This is a genomic window from Frankia sp. EI5c, assembly GCF_001636565.1.
Taxonomy (GTDB): Bacteria; Actinomycetota; Actinomycetes; order Frankiales; family Frankiaceae; genus Parafrankia.
The window spans coordinates 1-19473 of record NZ_LRTK01000040.1 but is presented as its reverse complement, the minus strand read 5'-3'; the positions used below and the strand labels follow the sequence as shown (position 1 = coordinate 19473).

Genomic DNA, 19473 nt, shown 5'->3' with positions numbered 1-19473 from the left:
TTTCCCTGCCTCCTTGCCTCTGTTTCCGTGCTGTTTCCCCGAAGTTCGGCGCCGGTGTTTTCCGAGAAGATCTTCGCAGATTTCCCGGCTATCGGCCGCCGGTTCTTCGCGGCCAGCCCCTGCCGACCCGGGAGTGTCGTGTCGCGAACCGCGCCGAAAAGGCACCGCCACCGCCGACGAGTGGTCGGCCCGCGCCGGCGGATTCTCGCCGTCCTCGTGCTCCTCACCGGTACCGGGCTGCTCGGCCTGAGTGGGTCCACCCCCGCGTGGGCCGCCGACACCACCCAGTACGCCGGTGACCGGACCAGGGGGAACGGCGTGGCCGTTCCCTTCGAGGGGCTCACCGACCAGAGCGGCAATCCGGTGCCGATCTCCGGCGCCATCGGCGTCGACCTTGTTCTGGGCTCGACCCAGGAGCCCTACCTGCCCTGCCAGAACTACAACCGGGCCACCGGCACCGGCGACACCTACATNCGNGCCTGCCAGGAACGCGGCAGCTACGCGACGTACACGCGGTTCGCGGCGGGCAAGGGCCTGCTGTTCCCGCACGGCTACTTCATGGGCGACAGCCAGCCCGACCTCGTCAACGGCGGCACCCNGCACACCGGCTGGGGCAGCCGCACGGCCGGCCTCTCCTTCGAGTTCTACCCGCAGATCGACCGGGATCCGGAATTTGTCCACTCCCGTTTCTATGTCGACGTCTTCGATCATCGGGCAAATGGCTGGACGTATTCGGCCTATGTTGGCCGCATCAAACTCACGACCTTGAACGACCCCGGCACCGCGCGTGTTGGTGGACGGCTGACGGACGGCGGCCGGGCGCCGGCGAAGGACCGCGTGAAGTTCCTTATCTTCGGTGGCCACGCCGAGTCGTCGACCGGATATCCGATTTCCTCCTTCGCTGTGTTCACGAGCTCGGGTGCGCCCACCTGGGACAGCGGTGCCATGTACGCCGGCCCACAGCGCATCACGGTTACGGACACGGCGACCGGGCGTGAATGCGTGATCGATCTCAAGGGAATAACCGGGCGTGCCAACACCCTGGATCTGGACCTTTCCCAGCCGGGATTCGGCCAGGCCGGCAGCGTCTGCCGCTGAGCGGCGGCGTCAGCCGGTGCAGGAGGCGCAGGTCCNGTAGATCTCGACGGTGTGCACGACCTCGGTGAAGCCCTCCGCGCTCGCCACGGNCGACGTCCAGGCCTCGATCTCGGGGCCGGCGATCTCCACAGTGTGGCCGCAGTGGCGGCAGACCAGGTGGTGGTGGTGTGCCTCGGTGGTGCACCGCCGGTACACCGTCTCGCCGTCGTCCCTGCGCAGGACGTCCACCTCGCCGCGGTCGGCGAGCATCTGCAGATGTCGGTAGACGGTCGTCAGACCCACCGACTGGCCGTCCTGGCGCAGGCGGGCATGCAGATCCTGAGCGCTGGTGAACGCGTTGGTCGCCGCGAGGGCCGAGGAGACGGCGTCACCCTGCCGGGTGGCCCGAGCGGGGGTGCCCCGCCCCGGCGCGGCCCGTCGGCCCGGCGCGCGCACGGGCCCGGGCGCGCCGGGCGCTGCCGGCTGCCGACCCGCCACCCGCTGACCGGCAGCGTGCTGGTTCGGTTTCGTTGACGTGTCCGTGTCGCCCGACGTGTCCGCGTCGCTCGTGGCGCCCAACCGGTCGCCTTCCACCTTCGCCACGGTATCCACTCTCTCATCTAGGTGGCCCCGCATGGCCCGGTTGGCGGGCCCGCGAGCTGGTCCNTCGGGACCAGGCGAGTGGTGTTGACAACGGTTTTCATTTTGTGCGACGGTGCGTGACGTAACCAGCGCCGAAGGTCGCTGTCTTCCNGTGCCAGCAGGAGGTTCCAGATGTCCCTGACCGTCACCCCGGAGCTCGTCGCCGCCGCGGACGCGGATCGGATGACCGACGCGGAGTTCATCGCCTGCGTGCGCAGCTCGCTCCCCTACGCCTACCAGCTGGTCGAACGGCTGGCCGGTGCCCTGCCCGCCGCCCTGGCCGGCACNTTGTCGGCGGCTGGCCCCACCGGCCGGGGCACCGAGGCCGCCCGGCCCGCCTTCGTCGACNACCAGGTTCCGCCGCCGGACGAGGAGGCCCGCGGCCAGTTGCTCCGCGCCCTGGCCAGCACCTCCATCCGAAGCGCTCTCGAACGGCACTTCGGGGTCAAGCTGGCGTTCCAGAACTGCCACCGGGTCGCGGTCTTCCCGCCGGAGGCCCTGGGTGGTGAGCAGTACCGGGCCTTCGTCTCGGCCCGTGCGCAGGTGCTCAACCAGCAGCCGGAGTTCGTCAACTGCTGACGCCCGGCGTCCCGATCGCGCGGGCCGGGGACGGGTGAGGGGTCGGGCGTTCCCTCCCGTACTCTTTGCGTTCAGCTGGTGCCGTCCCCCGGCACCGGCACGGAATCGGGCGCTGGGGGTGGGAGTTGGCGGGACGGCCAGCGTGGTTGCGGGCTGGGTTCTGGCGAGTGGCCGAGCCGCCCCTGTCCCCGGCGGCGACCGGCGTCGCCGTCGCCGGGGCCGTTGTTCTGGTGGTCGGGTGTGTGCTGACCAGCGGTTCGGACGACGGCGAGAGCATGGCCTCGGCGTCGCCGGCCGGGCTTACGGTCGACAACACGGAGCTGACCACCTGGTACTCGTCGACGCAGGGGATGCGGGGCAGCATCGTCTCGACGATCGCCGCCGCCCGGGGCTTCCTCGACGCTCAGGACGGGGCGTCGCTGCAGCCCCAGTGCACCCAGCTGGCGGCGCAGACGAAGGCCGCGCTCAGGCTCCCCGCCGGCCCGGACGCCGAGGCACAGGCGATGTTCACCAGCGGTGTGGAGAGCTACGCGGCCGCCGCCGCGACCTGCGGCCAGCTGTTCAACGGAACCCAGCGGCCGATCGAGGAACTGCAGTCCGAGCTGCGGACGGCGCTGTCGGCGGGNGACGCCTCCTGGGGAGCCTTGGCGACCCGGACGGGACTGCCCGCGGCCGTCCCGCTGGCCTCGGCCGAGCAGAGCCCCGGCACATCCCCGGCCGACAGTTCGTAGGCAGGCAGTTCGTAGGCAGGCAGCTCCCGGGCCGGTGTCACGGTTCGCACCGGGTGAGCACCCGCAGCGTGCCGGTCAGCTCGAAGTCCTGCGTCCACTTCGGGCACCAGCCGGCACCGCGCGCCTCCGCCAGCGCGCGGTCCGTGCCCCGGCGGTCATAGGCGAGGACGAACAGCAGCACCCGGCCGGCCGGGTCACCCGGGGCTCGCCGCGCCAGCGCCCGAGCGACTCCTCCATCGCCGACCGCGGTCAGGAAGACCGTGGCCGACGCGGGTACCCGCGGTCCCGCCGATCCCGCAGGCACCGCCGGGCCGGCCACCACGCCGCCGTCCTGGCTGTGTTGCATGCCGTAGAGNCAGCCCGCGCGGGCCAGCCGTCCACCCACCAGCACCAGGTCGCCGGGTTGGTACAGACGCCGGGCGGTGACGGTCGCCTCCACCATCAGGTCGATCGGCCGGCGGGTGCCTCGCTCCTCCCACAGCGGCCGCAGGCCCGTGGCCCCCGCTACCGGGACGGCCGCCCCGACGAGCAGGATCACCGCGCCCAGGCCCGCCAGCACCCGCCGCGTGGCCCTGGTCCGCCGGCCGTCCCGAGGTTGCCCTGGGTCCCCAGCCGAATCGCCCGCCGCCCTCGGCGTGGTGGGCCAGGAGGCCCGGACGGCTTCGGCGAGGGCGGCCGCGCCCGCCGCCGCCACGACCGTGAGCAGGGGGACGAGGAACGTGTTCGGTCGAACGGCCCCGAACGGCCAGTACCGCCAGGCACTCGCCGCGAGCGCCATCAGCTCGGCGCCGCCGAGGGCGACCAGCAGAACTCTGCCGTCCGCGCGCCGTGACAGGGTAACCACCCCGGCCACGAAGGTGATCGCGACGGCGCAGCCGAGCGCGACCACCATCGCGGCGGACGAGTCGGTCAGCGGGTGAACCAGGTTGGGGTCGTAGCGGTCGACGCCGNGGGGAGCACCCGCCGCCGTCGCGGCGAGTTGCTGGACGACGAAGCGGACGGCATCCAGCGGACCTCGCCCGGCGAGGAAGTGGTCGTCCCAGAAGGTGCTGGCCCGCTGGCCGGACTGGTGCGCGACGAACAGCCCGGCGTGGATCCCCGCGATGGCGACGGCGGGGGCGGCGCAGGCTGCCGCCCGCGTCATGGCGCCCCCCACCTCGCGCACGGTCTGCCGCCGCGGCGGACGGTGCGCCCGTCGCTGCCCGAGGCCGACCCTCAGTGACCGGACGGTGTCCAGGACGAACAGTGGGATGATCAGGAAGAGAGCCGGGAGTGAGAACAGCGCCAGTACGCCGGCGAGGACGCGCCGGCCGACCAGCCGCCGGGTGTTCGCGGGCTGACCCATCCACAGCGTGACCACGGCTACCGCGCAGGCGGCGTCCAGGGTGTAGGGCTTGATCTGCGACGCGAGGTCGACGATGGTGCCGGCCACGACGACTGTCACGACCGCGGCGATGGCCGCGACCCGCCTGGTCAGCCGGCAGGCCAGCAGCAGGGTTCCCACCGCGAGCGCGATGAGCGGGANGGCCGAGGGCAGCCGCAGCGCCCAGGCATGCCATCCGAAGGTCNCGCCGCACAGCCGGACGAGCGCTATCGAGCCCAGCGCGGACGGCGCGTTCGCCACCCCCAGCTCGGACCAGAAGCTCGGGAGCGGCTCGGCGGCGAAATGGGGGCGCCACAGTTCGTCGTACCAGAGCGGCAGCCGAAACCGCTGCCACAGCACCGCCTGCACCGCGATGGCCAGGGCGGCGGCCCCGACCACCGCCAGCAGGTCCGCCGCGGGCCGTTCTGGACGTTCGGTTGTTTCACGTGTGTCCGTGCCGCCGTCTGGCCTGGCCGGCGCGCATGTCTGTTCCACCGTTGTCCACAGGTTCTGTCCACAGGGCGTGGTCCTTGTGGACNCCGCCGCGATCGGCCGCCGCCACCGGACNCGGCGGACAGCGCTCAGGTGCGAGCGTAGGNGCCCAGGAACCGGTCGACGCGGCCGATGGCATCGGTCAGGTCGTCCACGGACGGCAACGTCACGATGCGCACATGGTCGGGTCTGGGCCAGTTGAAGCCCGTGCCCTGAACCAGCAGGATCCGCTCGCTGCGCAGCAGATCCAGGACGAAGCGTTCATCATCCTGGATCGGGTACATCTCCNGATCGAAGCGCGGGAACGCGTAAAGCGCCCCGCGNGGCGGCACGCACGACACACCTGGGATGTCGTTGAGGAGCTTCACCACCGTGTCGCGCTGCTCGCGCAACCGGCCGCCNGGCAGGACCAGATCGCCGGCGCCCCCGCCCTCGGCAAGCNCGGCCTGAAGTGCGAACTGGCCGGGCACGTTGGCGCACAGCCGCATGTTCGCGAGGATGTTCAGACCCTCGATGTAGCTGGAGGCATGCTGGCGCGGCCCGGAAAGGGCCATCCNCCCGGAGCGGAAGCCGGCCAGCCGGTAGGCCTTCGACAGGCCGTTGAACGTCACGCAGAACAGGTCCGGCGCGAGCGCGGCGACCGAGTGGTGCACCGCGTCGTCGTAGAGGATGCGGTCGTAGATCTCGTCAGCGAACAGCATCAGGTTGTGCCTGCGGGCGACCTCGATGAGGTCCTCCAGCACGGGTCGGTCGTAGACGGCGCCGGTGGGGTTGTTCGGGTTGATGATCACGATGGCGCGGGTACGCGGTGTGATCTTCCTGGTGAGGTCGGCGAGATCCGGGTTCCAGCCGGCCGACTCGTCGCAGAGGTAGTGNACCGGCCGCCCGCCGGAGAGGCAGACCACCGCCGTCCACAGCGGGTAGTCNGGCGCGGGGACGAGCACCTCGTCGCCGTTGTTCAGCAGCGCCNGCAACGACNTCGAGATCAGCTCGGAGACGCCGTTGCCGAGGTAGATGTCGTCGGGACCGACACCGCTCAGGCCCTTGCCGAGCGAGTAGCGCACGACGGCCTCGCGCGCGGGGAGCAGGCCCTTGGAGTCGCTGTAGCCCTGTGCTGCCGCGAGGTTGTCGGCGACCGAGGCAAGAACCGACGGCGGCGCGGAGAAGCCGAACGGGGCGGGGTTGCCGATGTTCAGCTTCAGGATGCGCTGGCCTGCGGCCTCCAGCCGGGTCGCCTCGTCGAGGATGGGGCCTCGGACGTCGTAGCAGACGTCGGCGAGCTTGTCGGACTGGGCGAACTCCATGGTGCCAGAGTAGGCGCCCTGTCGAATGAATTTGGCGTGGCGGCGTGCCGTGCGTGTGGCCTCACCCCGGGTGGGTGGTGGCGACACCGGGCGCCCGGGCCGACCGGGATCGCCGGGCGGGCAACGTCAGCGCCGCGTCCAGCGCCAGGGAGCACACCAGCGCCGCCGCGATGGTCAGCACGATCGCTCCGCCGGCCGCGACGTCCCACTGCGCACTGATGGCCAGCCCGACCACGCCACAGGCGATCGCCACGCCGATCGAGACCGCCGTCATCGTCGAGATGCGCGAGCACCACACGCGGGCGGTGGACGCCGGCCCGACGACCAGGGCGACCGCCATGATCGTGCCGACGGCGGGCAGCGAGGTGACCACCGCCGCCTCGATGAGCAGCAACAGCAGCAGGCCCAGCCGCCTGGGGGGATAGCCGGCCGCGGCGAGCGCGGTGGGGTCGAAGGCCGCCAGCAGCAGCTCCTTGCGCAGCGCCACCAGCACGCCGAGTACCCCGACCGCCGCTGTCGCGCTCACCAGCAGATCGCTCGGCTGGACGGTGAGGACCGAGCCGACCAGGAACGCGCTCAGATCGCGGTTCGACCCGTTCTGCGCGGACATCAGCGCGACGCCGAGCGCGAATCCCCCCGAGAGGACGACGCCGGTCACGGTGCTGACGTCCCGCCCGCCACCGGGGCCTCCGCCACCACCGGCGCCCGGCGTGCCCGTGGGCACGCCGCCCGCGCCCGGCGACGTGCCCGACGTCCCCACGGCCAGGACCACCGCGGAGACGACGAGCACGCCGAACAATCCGGCACCCAGGACGAGGTTCACCCCCACCAGCGAGGCGAGGACCACGCCGGGAAAGGTCGCGTGGGTCATCGCCATGGTGAGGAAGCTGAGCCGGCGCAGCACGACGTGCACGCCCACCGCGCCGCACAGCGCGCCGACGATCACGATCTCGACGAGTGCCCGGCGGGTGTAGTCGTCGCCCAGGGAGTCGAGGAGCGCCATCAGACCGCCTCCCGCGAGGGCTCCCGGGGCCGTTCGACCAGTTCTTGCCGCCCTGCCCGCCGCGGGTGCGCCGGTGCCCGCCGCGCCCGCGCCCGCCGCGATCCATGGCGCAACACGCTGCCGGCGAAAGCGAGTGCGTAGGCGGTGACCAGGACGAGCACGACCGTCGCGCCGGCGGCGAGCCGGACATCGTGGTGGACGGAGGCGTCATAGCTGACGACCAGCCCGAGCCAGCCGCACAGCGGGCCGAGCACCACCGAGATCGCCAGCACCGCCGCGAGCCGGCCGGTGAGGAGACGGGCCGCGGCCGCGGGGATCACCACCAGCGCGATGACGAGCACCGTGCCGACGGCGCGGACGGCGGCGACCACCACCAGCGCGATGACGAGGTTGAGCACCAGGTCGAGCAGCCACACCGGGTAGCCGGCCGCGCGCGCGCCCTCCGGGTCGAACGCCCGCAGCAGCAGTTCCTTGCGGGTCAGCGCGAGCACGGCGGCGGCGACCCCGGCGGTCACCGCGGTCATGGTGATGTCGGTGTTGTCCACCGTGAGCAGGCGGCCGAAGAGGAAGCTGGTCAGATCGGAGGTGTAGGACTCCCGGCGGGAGACGAGCACCACGCCCACCGCGAAACAGCCGGTGAGCAGCATCGCCATGGCCGCGTCCTCACTGATCCGCCGAGTCGAGGACAGCGCGGTGAACCCGGCCGCGGCCACGGCCGCCACCACCAGGGCGCCGGGGAGGATCCCGGCCGTGCCGCCGGCCATGAACCCGACGACGACGCCGGGGAACACCGCATGCGTCAGCACATCGGTGAGGAAGGCCAGCCGGCGCAGCATCACCAGGACCCCGACCGCGGCGGTCACGGCGCCGAGCAGCAGGATCTCGATCAGTGCCCGGAGCATGAACGGCCGCTCGAACGGCGTGATGAGCNGGTTGACGGCGGTCATGTACGGGTCACGATGACGCGGCCGCCGATCTCCNGCGCGGCACCGCCGTAGGCGTCGCGCAGATGCCCGGGCACGAGGGCGCGGTCGGCCGGGCCGAAGGCGATCTGGCGGCCGTTCAGCAGGCACACCTGGTCACTGATGACCTGGGCGAGGGCCAGGTCATGGGTGGAGACGACGGTTGCGGTACCCGACTCGGCCAGGGTGGCGAGGGCGGTGAGCAGTGCTTCCTGGGAGACGACGTCCACGCCGTTGAAGGGTTCGTCCAGCAGGAGCAGCCGAGGCTCGGCGGCGATGGCGCGGGCGAGCAGGACCCGCTGACGCTGCCNACCGGAGAGCGTGCCGAAGCGGTCCCGGCTCCGGTCGGCCAGCCCGACGGCCTCCAGCGCGGCCCGCGCCGCCGCCCGGTCCGCCCGCCCCGGACGTCGGATCCAGCCGACCTGACGGTAGCGGCCCATCAGGACGACCTGACCGACCGAGATCGGGAAGTCCCGGTCGAGGGTGTCCGCCTGGGGCACATACGCGACATCCCGGCGGGCGTCCGCGGGCGCCCGACCGAGCACCGTGATCGACCCGCTGGCGACGGGGACCAGCCCGAGCACCGCCTTGATCAGCGTGGACTTGCCCGCGCCGTTGGGGCCGATGAGTGCCAGCGTCCGCCCCTCGGGCAGGACGCCCCGCACGCCGTGCAGCACCGTCGAGCGGCCGTAGGCGATGGCCGCGTCATCGAAGCGGAGCGCGGTGCCGGCGGTCACCGGCTCGCCACCGCCGAGAGGTTCCGCGGCACCGGTCCACTCAGGGAGGTCGCCGGCCTGGTCGGGCCGCGCGCCGACCTGGTCGGGCCGCGCGCCGACCTGGTCGGGCAGCGAGATGACCGGGGCGAGGCCCGCCGTGCCGCCTCCGGCCACGGGTGGGCTCGCCGTGGGCGACCCGGGCGGGCACGGGGCCGTCTTCCCGGTCAAGATCCGCACCGGTCCGTCCTGTTTCTTCTCATCAGACTCACCAGATCACCGGAGGGCACTGACGATGGTATCGGTATTGTGACGCTCCGCCGTCAGGTAGGTCGCTCCGTCCGACCCGGCNGGCCCGAGAGTGTCCGCGTAGAGGGCATCCTCACCGGAGATCACGCGGACGCCCGCCTCCCGGCCGATCGTCTGCGCTGTTCGCGGTGGAAGCGATGACTCGGAGAACACGGCGACCGCGCCGGNGGCCCGGATCCGCTCGACGATGTTGTCGATCGCCCGGCCGGACAGCTCGGCGGAGGTGTCGAAGCTCGGGATGATCGAACCGACGAACTCCAGGCCGTACCGATCCACGTAGTAGCCGAAGGAGTCGTGGTTGGTCGCCAGCCTGCGGCGCTCCGCCGGAATGCTGTTGATCTTCTCCTCGGTCTCGCGGTCGAGCTCGTCCAGCGCGGCGGTGTAGGCCTCGAGATTGGCCCTGTACTGGGCCGAGCTCTCGGGATCCACGGCCACCAGCCCCCGCTCGATGTTGGCGACCATGATCTTGGCGTTGCGTGGATCGTGCCAGATGTGCGGGTCTCCCCGCTCCTCGCCGTGGTCGTCGCCGTGTTCCTCGGCCGCGGCCCCGTGGCGGATCAGGACACCCTCGGCCATGACGACCCTGGTGCCGTCGANCCCGCTCGCCGAGACCGCCTCCGCCAGCCAGCCCTCCAGCCACACCCCGTTCTCGATCAGGAGGTCGGCGGCGGCGAGTGCCTCGAGATCGGCGGCGGGCGGGTCGTAGTCGTGCGGGTCGACCCCAGGCCGGAGAAGCTGCGTGATCTCGATGCCGTCGCCGCCGATGGCGCGGGCGAAGTCGGCCGCGACGGCCGTGGTCGCGACGACCCGCGGTGCCCCGGTACCGCCGCCGGTGCCCGACCCGCCGCCCGAGCCGCCGCAGGCCGCCAGGCTCGCGCTCGCGCCGAGGACCGCGGCGACGATCATGACGGCCGACCGTGCCCGGCGTGCGGCCCGGCGGTGCTGACCAGAGCGGCCCGCGGGCACGGGTCGGAGCGGGGCGGGGCGCATGGGGAAATGAAAACGGTTTTCGATGTGGCTGTCAATCATCAGTTCGCGGGGNAGCTGATCTGCACCCTCCTGTTCAGCGCGCGGCCGTCGGGATCGTCCGATCCGTCCGACCGGGTGTTCGGCGCGACCGGGTCCGCACCGCCGCGGCCGGTCGCGGAGACCCTGGTGTCGTCGGGAAGGGCGGAGCGGAGCAGGTTCGCGACCGTGTTCGCCCGGCGCTGCGAGAGGATCACGTTGTAGGCCGGGGTGCCGAGATTGTCGGTGTGGCCGAGGACGGTGACCGTCTCGGTACCGGGCGCGACCCGGGCGGCGATTTTGACGATCTCCGCTCGCGCGAGTTCTGTCAGGTCGTCGGAGTCGAAGGCGAACAGGACGTCCGCGCTGATCGTCACGACCAGCCGGTCGCCGCGGCGTTCCTCGGTGTGCAGCGGCCGCACCGCCGCGTCGAGGTCGATGGCCAGCACCGATCCGGCGGTGTCGAGAGCGTGCACCGAGCCGGTCAGCTCCGTCCCGGGAACGTCCAGAGACGGAGACGGAGACGGTGCGGGCCGGCCGGGACCGGACGTGGCGCCGAGCGCGCGCGGGCTTCCGAGGCCGATCGGCGCGGTGACGAGGGCGGCGCCGACGAGGAAACAGAGAGCCACCCGCCCCGGGGTGAGCCGGCGGGTGGCGGGCGCGTGCGGTGGGTCAGCGCGTGATCGGAGCATCGTCGACGATCAACCGGTCGTTGAGGTAGACGTCCACGGCTGTCACCTCCGGTGGCGGCGCGGCGAACGCGAAGGAGGCGGGCACCGCCACGTTGTTGCGGGTCCGGGTGGTGCCGGCGGCGGCGCCCAGGGCCGCCCCGTCGGAGTCCTTCACAACCGTGTAGCGGAGCAGGTTCGCCGTGTCGACGAGGCTCACCGCGGCGTCGCGGCGGCCGGCCATCTCGTAGAGCGAGATCTCCTTGCCGGGGTCGGCGGCGTAGCGGGGCGTGAACAGCAGATCGAGCTGGACGAGCCGGCCGTCGACGCGCAGCTCGACGAAGCCGACCTCGACGTCGCCGCCCGCGCCCTGGATGCGGGTGGTGCGGCTGACGGCGGGTGTTCCCGGAGCGGCCGTGGCCGCCCCGGAGGCGCCGCCGGGCGCCGGGCCGGCGGAATCGGCGGAGTCAGCGGAGCCGGCGGGGGCGGGTGTGGCCTCCGGGTCGTCTCCTGAGCCCGAACTCGAGCAGCCCGTGACGACCAGGCAGAGAAGCAGCAGGCCGCTCAGCGCGGCGGGCGTTCTCCGCGCGGGCCGGACACGGCGGGACGGCAGGCGGGGCATCAGACCTCCGGACGGGAGGGGCAGGAGCGTCCGCTGCCGATTATGATCCCCGCGCCGCCGATCTGGGCGCCGGAACGGACACCGCCCGCGCCCAGATCAGCGCGCCCGTCCTGTTCGGCTATTCGGCGGGGTGTTCCGCCTGGTCGAGGAGCAGACGCAGCTCGCGCCCGAGGGAACGCGGCTCGTCCAGCGGCGACCGGAAGGTCACCCGGATCTCGCGGGCGCCATCCTGGTCGATACGCCACATGTCCAGGCCACGGCGGTCCAGCGAGGTCACCGAGGCCGCGATCACCTCGGCGCGGCGATGTCCCGGGCCGCTGATCGTCCCGAAACCGGCGTGGCCGGAACGGGACTCGCCGCCCCCGGAGTCCGCGAGGCCGGTGGAGCCCACGACGCCGGCGGGATCAGTGGGATCAGCGAAATCGGGGTCGGTGGGGTCGGTGGAGTCGGTGGGGTCGAGGCCAGCCGGGTCGGAACCGGCGGGCTCGGCGAGCGCGACACCGTGCGCGGCCAGTATGCGCATCTGGAGCGAGTGCTCGTCGTTGAGGTGCCGGATCAGGTCCGGGGCGTAGGCGGCGATCAGGTCCGGCTCCGCGAAGGCGTACGAGTCGAGCTCCACGCGGCGCGCCGGGCCCAACGCGTTCGAGCGCCCGTCGAGACGGTTCGAGTTGGCGCGGCGCAGGCCGCGGCTCGACCGGCCCACCCGGGCCAGCCGGAAGTTCGTCGCCGTGGTGCCGGCGGGCCGGGCCCGCCCGCCCCGCGAGGCCGCGGCGGAGCGCCCACCCGCCGCCCGGGCCGCCCTTTCGGGCAGGCAGATCAGCACGTCGTCCACCGACACCGACAGGATGCGCAGGGCACCTAGGTCGCCCTCGGTAACGGTGATGCTGCGGCCGAGCGTCGCCAGCCGCTCGATGATCTGGTCGGTGGTCTCCGGCACGAGCCGCAGCGCCCCGGCGAGGACGAGCCTTTCCCCGTTGTGGCCGCAGATGTCGACCCGGGCCCGGCGACCGGAGCCGGCGCAGTGCACGGGCGGGCTGTCGGCCCCGACGATCAGGAGTGGCTCGCCGCCGTCGTCGATGAGCCCGGCCCAGCCCCGCACGTTCGCGCAGGGCAGGGNGAGCAGCGCACGCCGGCCGCNGGCGATGATCGTGCGGGCTCGTTCGGCCAGCACCGGCATCTCGACGTCCGAGGTTGGACTCGTCACCGGACCTCCTCTGTCATCAGGTAAGGCTTACTTAAGTGGCCCGGAAGGAGTTGGTCNAGCGATTCGCCCGGTTTCGGGGCTGTGCCCTGGGTCAACCTCGGCCGGTNTTCTCAATGTCCGCGCAACGCGCGGCTGGATGGACACCGGGATCCTGTTCGCGGGCGGAGGATTCTAGGCTGTCGTGGTCGGGCAGTCTCTCGCCCCCGAGAAGGAGGTGCCGGTGATCTTCAAGTTGGTCGGTGACGGTCGCCCGTACCCCGACCATGGCCTCGGCCAGCGTGACTGGGCCGCGATCCCGCCGCGGCAGGTGCGCCTGGACCAGCTCGTGACGACGAAACGGGTACTCGCCCTCGACGTCCTGTTGGACGAGGACTCGACCTTCTACGGCGACCTGTTCCCCCACGTCGTGGAGTGGGACGGGACCCTCTACCTGGAGGACGGCCTGCACCGCGCGGTGCGCGCGGCGCTGGCGCAGCGCACCTCGATCCATGCCCGGGTGCATGTGCACGCAGCGGCGAGGCACGCGGACCGGCTGAGCCGGCACTGATTTTCGGGATCACTGACTTTCGGGATCACTGACTCGGGATGTCATCCGGCCCCGGCTGAGCGAGCCCGGTCGAGTCGGCAGCGGCCCCGTCCGCGCCGGCACGGGTCAGTCGTCGGTGATCTCGTAGGTCACGTAGGTGTCGCTGCCGACCTTGGCGAAGATGTGGCGGGGGCAGGCCTTTCCCGGCCGGTAGGCCGCGATGGGCCGCAGTACCGGGGACCGCATGACCTGCTCCAGCCGCCCACCGGCGATCTTGCGGGCTTCGGCCCCGGTGACGTCCGGCGACTCGGTGCGCTCGTACCACCCGCCGCAGTAGTGGATGTCGGTCGGGCGGGAGGTCCAGGCGGGGGTGTGAAAGACCCAGAGCAGGTAGGCCGTGCGCATGATCAGAACCAGGATGGCGATGGTGATCAGAGCACGGACGAGGTTCCCGGCCCGGTTGGAGGCGAGAACAGGGCTCACATCACAGGGAGCCTAGGGCAGGTACCCCCGTTCTGGGGCAAGACGTGCCGTCACGCGCGGCGCGTGTCGCGTGGCCGCCGGTGGTTCGCCGGCTCCGTCAGCACGCGCAACCGCCACCGCGAGCTGCCCCGTCCGTGCCACNACCAGCGTGGGGTGCCGGCGCCCACGGGAGGTCGAGCGCCGGGTTGCCGTCGAAGAAGCCGTCCGGGCGCAGCTCGAACCCGATCCGGCTGACCGGCATCACCGGCCAGTCCTCGNGGCGCACGACGTGATGCGAGCCGGTAGGCGGCCAGGCGACCCCGGTCGGATTGTCCGGCCCGACCGGGTCCGGCACCGAGTCGACCTCGACCACGGTGTTCGGTCCGCCGTCGAGCTCGACGTCCAGCCGCACGTTGAAGAAGTGCTGGTGGTGGGGGCCGTACAGGCCGGGGGCGACGAGCACCCCGTGGGCCGGCGACGTTCCGGGCGGGACGGCGCCGGTGGAGATCACCCCGGTCAGCTTCGCCTCGAACTCCAGCGAACCGTCCAGGTAGAGGTACCAGAAGAAGCCGTACTCGTAGTTCCCGACCGTGCTGATCATCGAGATGACGAGGCGGCGCATGCGCCTCCAGCAGGATCGGCGCCTGTACTCCGGGCACCGCGTGCAGCTCCACCACCGTCCCGGCCGTCAGCGAGACGACGGCTTCGTGCGTGCGGCGCGCCCCGCGCTCGTAGAGGACGCAGAACGCCTGCCGGTCCGGCGCGGGGAGCGAACCGCCGCCGCCCGCGGCCTCGCGAGCCACGAGGGCGGCTTTTGGTGGCTCGTGCAGTTCGACGGAAACGAAACGAAACCCGGGCCCGAGTCGTCGAGTGGTGCGCAGGATCGAGCTCGCCCGCCCGATCTCGGCGGCGGAGAGCGGGTCGAGAGGGTGCCTCGGGCTGGCCGGACCGTCCAGGGGCACTGCCGACGCACCGGGCACCATCGGGACCTCCTCCGACCGCGGGGCTGTGGTCTGGTCAGGATCGCCGCAGGTAGGCGAGCACGGCGAGGACCCGGCGGTGGTCGTTTCCCGAGGACTCCAGCCNGAGCTTGGCGAACACGTTCGAGATGTGCTTCTCCACCGCTCCGGCGCTCACCACGAGCGCCGCCGCGATGGCCGCGTTCGAGCGTCCCTCGGCCATCAGCCCCAGCACCTCGCGCTCGCGTGGGGTGAGCTGCGCCGTCGGGTCGTCGCGGCGACCGCTCGCCAGCAGCTGGGCGACCNCCTCGGGATCCATCACCGTGCCGCCGCCGGCGACCCGCCGGACCGCGTCGACGAACTCGCGGACGTCGGCCACCCGGTCCTTGAGCAGATAGCCGACCGCGCCGAGACCGTCGGCGAGCAGCNCACCNGCGTACTGCTTCTCCACGTACTGGCTCAGGNCGAGCACCGGTGAGCCGGGAACCCTGGACCGCGCGGAGATCGCCGCCCGCAGCCCCTCGTCGCGATGCGACGGCGGCATGCGGACATCGACGACCGAGACGTCGGGGCGATGCTCCACGACCATCTCGACGAGGCTCGGCCCGTCGCCGACGGTGGCGACCACCTCGCAGCCGGCCTCGGTGAGCAGCCTGCGGAGGCCCTCCCGCAGCAGGACCGAGTCCTCCGCGATCACCACTCGCACGGGTGGGCCTCCTCATGTCCGAATTCAGGTCGGTCCGAACCGGTGTCGCCGGGGAATCGTGTCAGTCTGGTGGGGTCACCGGATCACCTGGGCGCAGTGTCGCCCCGGCCAGGACGGTGACGTAGATCCCGCAGTCGGTGTGCCCGTAGTTGCTGGACAGCTCCTTGAGTATCCGGATGTCGCGGACGCCCGTGTCGGGGTTGACGGTGGTCGCCGCGCAGCGCGGGGTGCGGGCCAGCGTCCGCACCCGGGCCGCGCCGAGGCCGAGTTCCAGGCCGGCCCATTCCAGCTCGGCCCAGGGCGGCACCCCGTCCAGGTAGATGTTGGCCCGGAAGCGCAGCGGGTCGACCGGCTCGCCCACCCGTTCGGCCAGGTCGCGCACCGACGCCAGGNTGANGACCGACACGGCGTGCATGAAGATGTCGCCGGAGCCGCCCGCGTCGGTGAAACGGTGCCGCCGTCGCGCCCGGACCAGCCGCGGCCGGCCGCCGAGCCCGGGGCCGAGCAGTCCGTGGACGAAGTCCTCGAACNCGGCACGTCCGGATGGTTCGGCGACGTCGACCCGCGTCGGCCGGTCGGCCAGGCCGAAGGCGAGCATGCCGGTCGACGGATCGTAGGAGGTGCGTACGCGAGCGATCTCGGCGTCCCGCTGGAGCATCACGAAGCGCGTCTNGGGCAGGGCCGCCGGGTCGTCCTCGGTGAACTCCGTGTCCGCACGAGCGAGCGCGAGCACCCGGTCGCCGGGCACCCCCTCACCGGGAGCGAGCGCAACCTCGGCTATCTCCTCCGGGCTGAAGCCCTTCAACGGATACCGGTAGAGGCCGACGACCCGAGCCCTGGACGCGCCGGCTGCCGCGCCGGCCTCGCCGCGTACATCCATCCGCTGCCTGCCCTCCGTCATGTGCGGCGGGCTGTCTGGGGACCGACAGCCGCCAGCTTTCCGCCAGGTGCCCGAATCCGTCCCGCCGGGTTCGGGGTGGCCGTACGCTCAGGTCGCCATGCACAGCCCCTCGACCGCCGGCCGGGCCCCCGCGCGCCCGAAGGCCGGGCCCCGGGCCCCGGCGGCGGCGCTGCCGGCCGTGCTGCTCGGCGGTCTGTGCTGGCTCGTCGCCCTCGCCGGGCCGGCGGCCGCGCACACCGTGGGCGGGGCCGGGCCGACCAACTATCACACGACACTGACCGGCGACCCGGGGGTGCCCGGTGTCTCGCTCAGCGTCGTCGAGAACGGCAGCCGGGTGCGGCTGGCCGTCACCGCGGGCTTCCCGGTCGTCGTCGAGGGCTACCAGGACGAACCTTATCTGCGCCTCGACGACACCGGCGTGTGGGAGAACCGCCGTTCGCCGGCGACCTACCTGAACAGCACCAGGGCCGGTGACGACCCCGGCCCCGAGGGCGTCGCCGACCCGTCGGCGGAACCGGACTGGGTCCGGGTCGCCGGGGTGGCCGACGGGCGGGCCGTGGCCTACTGGCATGACCACCGGGTGCACTGGATGGGCTCGCTGGACGCGCCGGCGGTGCGCGCGGCGCCGGGGGAGCGACACCGGGTGCAGGAGTGGTCCGTCCCGTTGACCGTGAGCGGCCGGGAGGTCGTCTACACGGGGGTGCTGGAGTGGATCCCCGGTCCGTCGCCGCTGCCGTGGGCCGGGCTCGCGCTGGCCGTGTTCGCCGGCACCGTGGCGCTCGGCCTGCTCCGGCGGGCGGCGNGGACCGTCGCCGTCGCGCTGGCGCTGGGCGGGCTGCTCGCGGTGGACGTCACGCATTCCGCGTTGATCGCCGCGGCGAACGCGGACGGTCGCCTCGATGCCTTCCTCTGGGGCAACGTGGTACAGATCGCCGGGTGGCTCGTGGCCGCCGCCGGTGTGGCGCTCACCGCCCGCCGGTCGGACACCGGCCGCTACCTCGCGGTCAGTGCCGGGGTGCTGCTCGCAGTGCTCGGCGGAGTGCCTGACCTCGGCGTCTTCGCCCGCTCGGGCGCGCCGGTGGTCGGCCCGCTCGCCCTCGCCCGGGTGCTGACCGCGGTCACGGTGGGCCTCGGCCTGGGCCTGGGTCCCGCGGTCTGGCTCGCGCTGCGCCGAGCGGACGGCGCCGGGCACGCTCACCATGCTGACAGCGCGGGACCCGAGGATCAGTCCGACACGCCCCCCGCGTGGGAGGCTTGCCCACGATGACGGGTGTGCGGGGTACCGGGCAGGTCGCGCGGGCGGCCGTGTTCGGCGTTGCCTCGGTGTGCCTCGCGCTCGCCGCGCATGTCGCCGCGGGCGGGCCACGTCCCTCACCCGTCCTCGTCGCCCTCGCCGCGGCACTGCTGACCNGGATGGCCTCCGGGCTCGCCAGGCGGGAGCGCGCGCTCGGCGCCGTAGCGGCCGCGGTGCTGACCGCCCAGGCCGCGCTGCACACGGCGTTCGTGGTCACGACGCACCACCCGGCGGGCGGGGGACCGGCGGGCGGGGGACCGGCGGGCGGGCTGACCCCGACCCGCGCGGGGGCGGCCGAGCACCTGTTGAGCGCGCTCGTCCCGGGCCTCGCGATGACCGGCGGCCACGTGCTTGCCGCACTCTGCGTGGCGGTGTCCCTGCATCGCAGCGAGCGGCGGCTGTGGGCGACGGCGGCGTTGCGGGTGGCCGTGGACCGGGCCGCGGCGGCTGTCACGTCCCTGACCACCGCCGTGCTCGCCCATCGCCGGAGCGCGGCGCGGCTGGTCCGGCTCATCGTGGGCGTTCGGGCCCGGCCGGTGGAAGCCGTCCGCGCGGCGGCCGCGGCCGGCCGGGCCGGTGGTCGGCGGGGGGCCGGGGCGCGTTGGCACCCACACCTTCTTCTGCTGGGAAGCGACGCCGGCTGGCGCGGGCCGCCGGCGTGCCGACCGGGGTCCTGTCACTGAGGCTCCGCCATGGCGCGGGGACCGACGGTCCGCCGTGGAACGGCGGGACCGACTGTTGGCCGTGTTCGCCGTGTCCGCGGCGCTCGGCGCTGTCAGCGACCCCGGTGCTCGGATTCGACCAGTTCCGATCACCAGCAGTGAGGCCCAGTCGGTCCTCAGGGAGGTCATCATGGCCCGCACCATCCGCACAGCTCGCCTCCGCCGGGGGGTGCTGTGCGCGCTCGCCGCCGCGGCGGGCTCCATCGCGCTCGCGCTGCCGGCGTCCGCGCACGTCACCGTCTCGCCGCCCGAGGCGGCCAGGGGTGGGTACACCACGCTGTCGTTCAAGGTGCCGACCGAGAGCGACACCGCCTCGACCACCGCCCTGGACGTGCAGTTCCCCGCCGACACCCCGATCGCCTCGGTTTCCGTCCAGCCCAAGGCCGGCTGGAGCTACCAGGTCACCAAGGGTGCGCCGACGAGGCCGATCACCGCCCACGGCACCCAGATAACCGAGGTCGTCACGAAGATCACCTGGACGGCGGAGGACGGCGGCGGCATCAGGCCCGGCGAGTTCGACACGTTCAACGTCTCCGCGGGCCCACTGCCCGAGGATGCCGACCGGGTGGTCTTCAAGACGCTGCAGACCTACTCCGACGGCGAGATCATCCGCTGGATCGATGTGGCCGAGCCAGGCGGCGACGAGCCGGAGCGCCCGGCACCGACGATCACGCTGACCGCGTCGGGCGGCAGCCACGGCGCGTCGGACAAGGGCTCGGACAAGGGCTCGGGTGGCGGGCAGTCAACGGCGGCGGACGACGCCTCCGCCTCGGACGGCACGGCGCGCGTGCTCGGCGTCGCCGGGCTCGCTCTGGGTGCTCTCGGGTTGGCTGCCGGCGCCTTCGCGCTGGTCAGCACCCGTCGGCGAGCCTGATCCCAGGGCCTGATCCCAACGGGGGTGCCCGCCCGCGGCCGGCGGGCGGGCACCCCACCCATTCGACCCGCCGCGGGTCGGGCATCGTCCGGAACGGCCCCGTTGTGGACGACCGGCATCCAGAACGGACTGATCATGACCGGACTCGAACGCGACCCTGGCCCGAACACCCGGCCGGGCTGGCGTGCCGGCGGTGCTCGGCGGGTGCTGGCCGTTGTCGCGATGACCGCCTTCGCGCTCCTGGCGACGGCGCTGCCGGCGGCGGCCCACGCCACTCTCACGGGCAGCAGCCCCGTCGGCGGAGCGGCACTCGAAACCGCACCCACCCGCGTGACGCTGAGCTTCAGCGAATCCG

12 protein-coding genes and 23 pseudogenes are annotated in these 19473 nt (G+C 72.9%); 8 read left to right on the top strand and 27 right to left on the bottom strand.

The window, feature by feature from the left end; all coding sequences use genetic code 11:
• Nucleotides 1-138: 138 nt before the first annotated feature.
• Nucleotides 139-473 (top strand): annotated as a pseudogene (locus tag UG55_RS38860) (hypothetical protein); the annotation flags it as partial.
• A gap of 126 nt (nt 474-599) precedes the next feature.
• Nucleotides 600-1098, top strand: a pseudogene (locus tag UG55_RS38855) (hypothetical protein); the annotation flags it as partial.
• A 90-nt stretch (nt 1099-1188) separates the two neighbouring features.
• On the opposite strand, the gene UG55_RS18670 reads toward UG55_RS38855, so the two are convergent.
• Nucleotides 1189-1533 (bottom strand): Fur family transcriptional regulator (locus tag UG55_RS18670; RefSeq protein ID WP_242424747.1); only part of this gene is annotated, 345 nt, incomplete at its 3' end.
• Between the two features lie 318 nt (nt 1534-1851).
• Here UG55_RS18670 and UG55_RS38850 point away from each other — a divergent pair.
• The 3 genes and pseudogenes from UG55_RS38850 to UG55_RS38840 form a co-directional block, all read left to right on the top strand.
• Nucleotides 1852-2006: pseudogene (locus tag UG55_RS38850) on the top strand (hypothetical protein); the annotation flags it as partial.
• 1 nt (nt 2007) lies between these two features.
• Nucleotides 2008-2067 (top strand): annotated as a pseudogene (locus UG55_RS38845) (hypothetical protein); the annotation flags it as partial.
• A gap of 1 nt (nt 2068) precedes the next feature.
• A partial coding sequence (locus tag UG55_RS38840) for an SCO5389 family protein (RefSeq protein WP_242424743.1) occupies nt 2069-2298 on the top strand: 230 nt, incomplete at its 5' end.
• Between the two features lie 1087 nt (nt 2299-3385).
• Here UG55_RS38840 and UG55_RS47635 read toward each other — a convergent pair.
• The 17 genes and pseudogenes from UG55_RS47635 to UG55_RS18620 all read right to left on the bottom strand — a co-directional run.
• A pseudogene (locus UG55_RS47635) lies at nt 3386-3979 on the bottom strand (hypothetical protein); the annotation flags it as partial.
• 1012 nt (nt 3980-4991) lie between these two features.
• Nucleotides 4992-5172 (bottom strand): annotated as a pseudogene (locus tag UG55_RS38835) (aminotransferase); the annotation flags it as partial.
• A 36-nt stretch (nt 5173-5208) separates the two neighbouring features.
• Nucleotides 5209-5285: pseudogene (locus UG55_RS38825) on the bottom strand (hypothetical protein); the annotation flags it as partial.
• A 41-nt stretch (nt 5286-5326) separates the two neighbouring features.
• Nucleotides 5327-5440: pseudogene (locus UG55_RS38815) on the bottom strand (pyridoxal phosphate-dependent aminotransferase); the annotation flags it as partial.
• 1 nt (nt 5441) lies between these two features.
• A pseudogene (locus tag UG55_RS38810) lies at nt 5442-5759 on the bottom strand (aminotransferase class I/II-fold pyridoxal phosphate-dependent enzyme); the annotation flags it as partial.
• Nucleotide 5760: 1 nt separating this feature from the next.
• Nucleotides 5761-5810, bottom strand: a pseudogene (locus tag UG55_RS38805) (hypothetical protein); the annotation flags it as partial.
• 53 nt (nt 5811-5863) lie between these two features.
• Nucleotides 5864-6188, bottom strand: a pseudogene (locus UG55_RS38795) (aminotransferase); the annotation flags it as partial.
• Nucleotides 6189-6249: 61 nt separating this feature from the next.
• Entirely contained in the window at nt 6250-7191 is a 942-nt protein-coding gene (locus UG55_RS18645; RefSeq protein ID WP_066070776.1) for a metal ABC transporter permease, read from the bottom strand.
• Nucleotides 7191-8121: pseudogene (locus UG55_RS18640) on the bottom strand (metal ABC transporter permease); the annotation flags it as partial. The pseudogene UG55_RS18640 and the gene UG55_RS18645, both read right to left, overlap by 1 nt.
• A 51-nt stretch (nt 8122-8172) precedes the next feature.
• A pseudogene (locus UG55_RS38790) lies at nt 8173-8463 on the bottom strand (ABC transporter ATP-binding protein); the annotation flags it as partial.
• Nucleotide 8464: 1 nt separating this feature from the next.
• On the bottom strand, nt 8465-9106 hold a 642-nt coding region (locus UG55_RS38785; RefSeq protein WP_242424742.1), incomplete at its 3' end, for a metal ABC transporter ATP-binding protein.
• 36 nt (nt 9107-9142) lie between these two features.
• Nucleotides 9143-9217, bottom strand: a pseudogene (locus tag UG55_RS45515) (hypothetical protein); the annotation flags it as partial.
• A 1-nt stretch (nt 9218) separates the two neighbouring features.
• Nucleotides 9219-9342 (bottom strand): annotated as a pseudogene (locus tag UG55_RS38780) (zinc ABC transporter substrate-binding protein); the annotation flags it as partial.
• A gap of 1 nt (nt 9343) precedes the next feature.
• Nucleotides 9344-9771, bottom strand: a pseudogene (locus UG55_RS38775) (metal ABC transporter substrate-binding protein); the annotation flags it as partial.
• Nucleotide 9772: 1 nt separating this feature from the next.
• Nucleotides 9773-10081, bottom strand: a 309-nt coding sequence (locus UG55_RS38770) for a metal ABC transporter solute-binding protein, Zn/Mn family (RefSeq protein WP_242424741.1), incomplete at its 3' end; no start/stop codon positions are given.
• A gap of 136 nt (nt 10082-10217) precedes the next feature.
• Nucleotides 10218-10872: OmpA family protein (locus UG55_RS18625; RefSeq protein ID WP_304440423.1), on the bottom strand; the 655-nt coding region annotated here is incomplete at its 3' end.
• Complete coding sequence (locus tag UG55_RS18620) at nt 10853-11470, bottom strand: hypothetical protein (protein WP_066070768.1); 618 nt, start codon at nt 11468-11470, stop codon at nt 10853-10855. The genes UG55_RS18620 and UG55_RS18625, both read right to left, overlap by 20 nt.
• A 1424-nt stretch (nt 11471-12894) precedes the next feature.
• On the opposite strand from UG55_RS18620, the gene UG55_RS18610 reads away from it, so the two are divergent.
• Entirely contained in the window at nt 12895-13221 is a 327-nt protein-coding gene (locus UG55_RS18610; protein WP_066070796.1) for a type II toxin-antitoxin system VapB family antitoxin, read from the top strand.
• Between the two features lie 105 nt (nt 13222-13326).
• Here the strand turns inward: UG55_RS18610 and UG55_RS18605 are convergent, their stop codons facing one another.
• The 9 genes and pseudogenes from UG55_RS18605 to UG55_RS38720 form a co-directional block, all read right to left on the bottom strand.
• Nucleotides 13327-13683, bottom strand: coding sequence for a hypothetical protein (locus UG55_RS18605; protein ID WP_066070762.1), 357 nt, complete (start codon nt 13681-13683; stop codon nt 13327-13329).
• A 142-nt stretch (nt 13684-13825) separates the two neighbouring features.
• A pseudogene (locus tag UG55_RS38765) lies at nt 13826-13940 on the bottom strand (hypothetical protein); the annotation flags it as partial.
• Between the two features lies 1 nt (nt 13941).
• Nucleotides 13942-14263, bottom strand: a pseudogene (locus UG55_RS38760) (tyramine oxidase); the annotation flags it as partial.
• Nucleotides 14264-14390: 127 nt separating this feature from the next.
• Nucleotides 14391-14645 (bottom strand): annotated as a pseudogene (locus tag UG55_RS38755) (tyramine oxidase); the annotation flags it as partial.
• Between the two features lie 103 nt (nt 14646-14748).
• Nucleotides 14749-14926: pseudogene (locus UG55_RS38750) on the bottom strand (response regulator transcription factor); the annotation flags it as partial.
• A gap of 1 nt (nt 14927) precedes the next feature.
• A pseudogene (locus tag UG55_RS38745) lies at nt 14928-15049 on the bottom strand (DNA-binding response regulator); the annotation flags it as partial.
• A gap of 37 nt (nt 15050-15086) precedes the next feature.
• Nucleotides 15087-15327, bottom strand: a 241-nt coding sequence (locus tag UG55_RS38735) for a response regulator (protein WP_242424740.1), incomplete at its 3' end; no start/stop codon positions are given.
• Nucleotides 15328-15388: 61 nt separating this feature from the next.
• Nucleotides 15389-15719 (bottom strand): annotated as a pseudogene (locus UG55_RS38730) (MOSC domain-containing protein); the annotation flags it as partial.
• Between the two features lie 281 nt (nt 15720-16000).
• A pseudogene (locus UG55_RS38720) lies at nt 16001-16228 on the bottom strand (MOSC domain-containing protein); the annotation flags it as partial.
• 2146 nt (nt 16229-18374) lie between these two features.
• Here UG55_RS38720 and UG55_RS18575 point away from each other — a divergent pair.
• Together UG55_RS18575 and UG55_RS18570 are read left to right on the top strand one after the other, a co-directional pair.
• Entirely contained in the window at nt 18375-19118 is a 744-nt protein-coding gene (locus tag UG55_RS18575; RefSeq protein ID WP_066070789.1) for a YcnI family protein, read from the top strand.
• Nucleotides 19119-19253: 135 nt separating this feature from the next.
• Nucleotides 19254-19473 (top strand): copper resistance protein CopC (locus tag UG55_RS18570; RefSeq protein ID WP_199865189.1); only part of this gene is annotated, 220 nt, incomplete at its 3' end.

Excerpts from the sequence above, each read along its gene's own strand:
- UG55_RS18645 (WP_066070776.1), bottom strand. The coding sequence starts at position 7,191 with ATGGCGCTCCTCGACTCCCTGGGCGACGACTACACCCGCCGGGCACTC.
- UG55_RS18620 (WP_066070768.1), bottom strand. The coding sequence starts at position 11,470 with ATGCCCCGCCTGCCGTCCCGCCGTGTCCGGCCCGCGCGGAGAACGCCC.
- UG55_RS18575 (WP_066070789.1), top strand. The coding sequence starts at position 18,375 with ATGGCCCGCACCATCCGCACAGCTCGCCTCCGCCGGGGGGTGCTGTGC.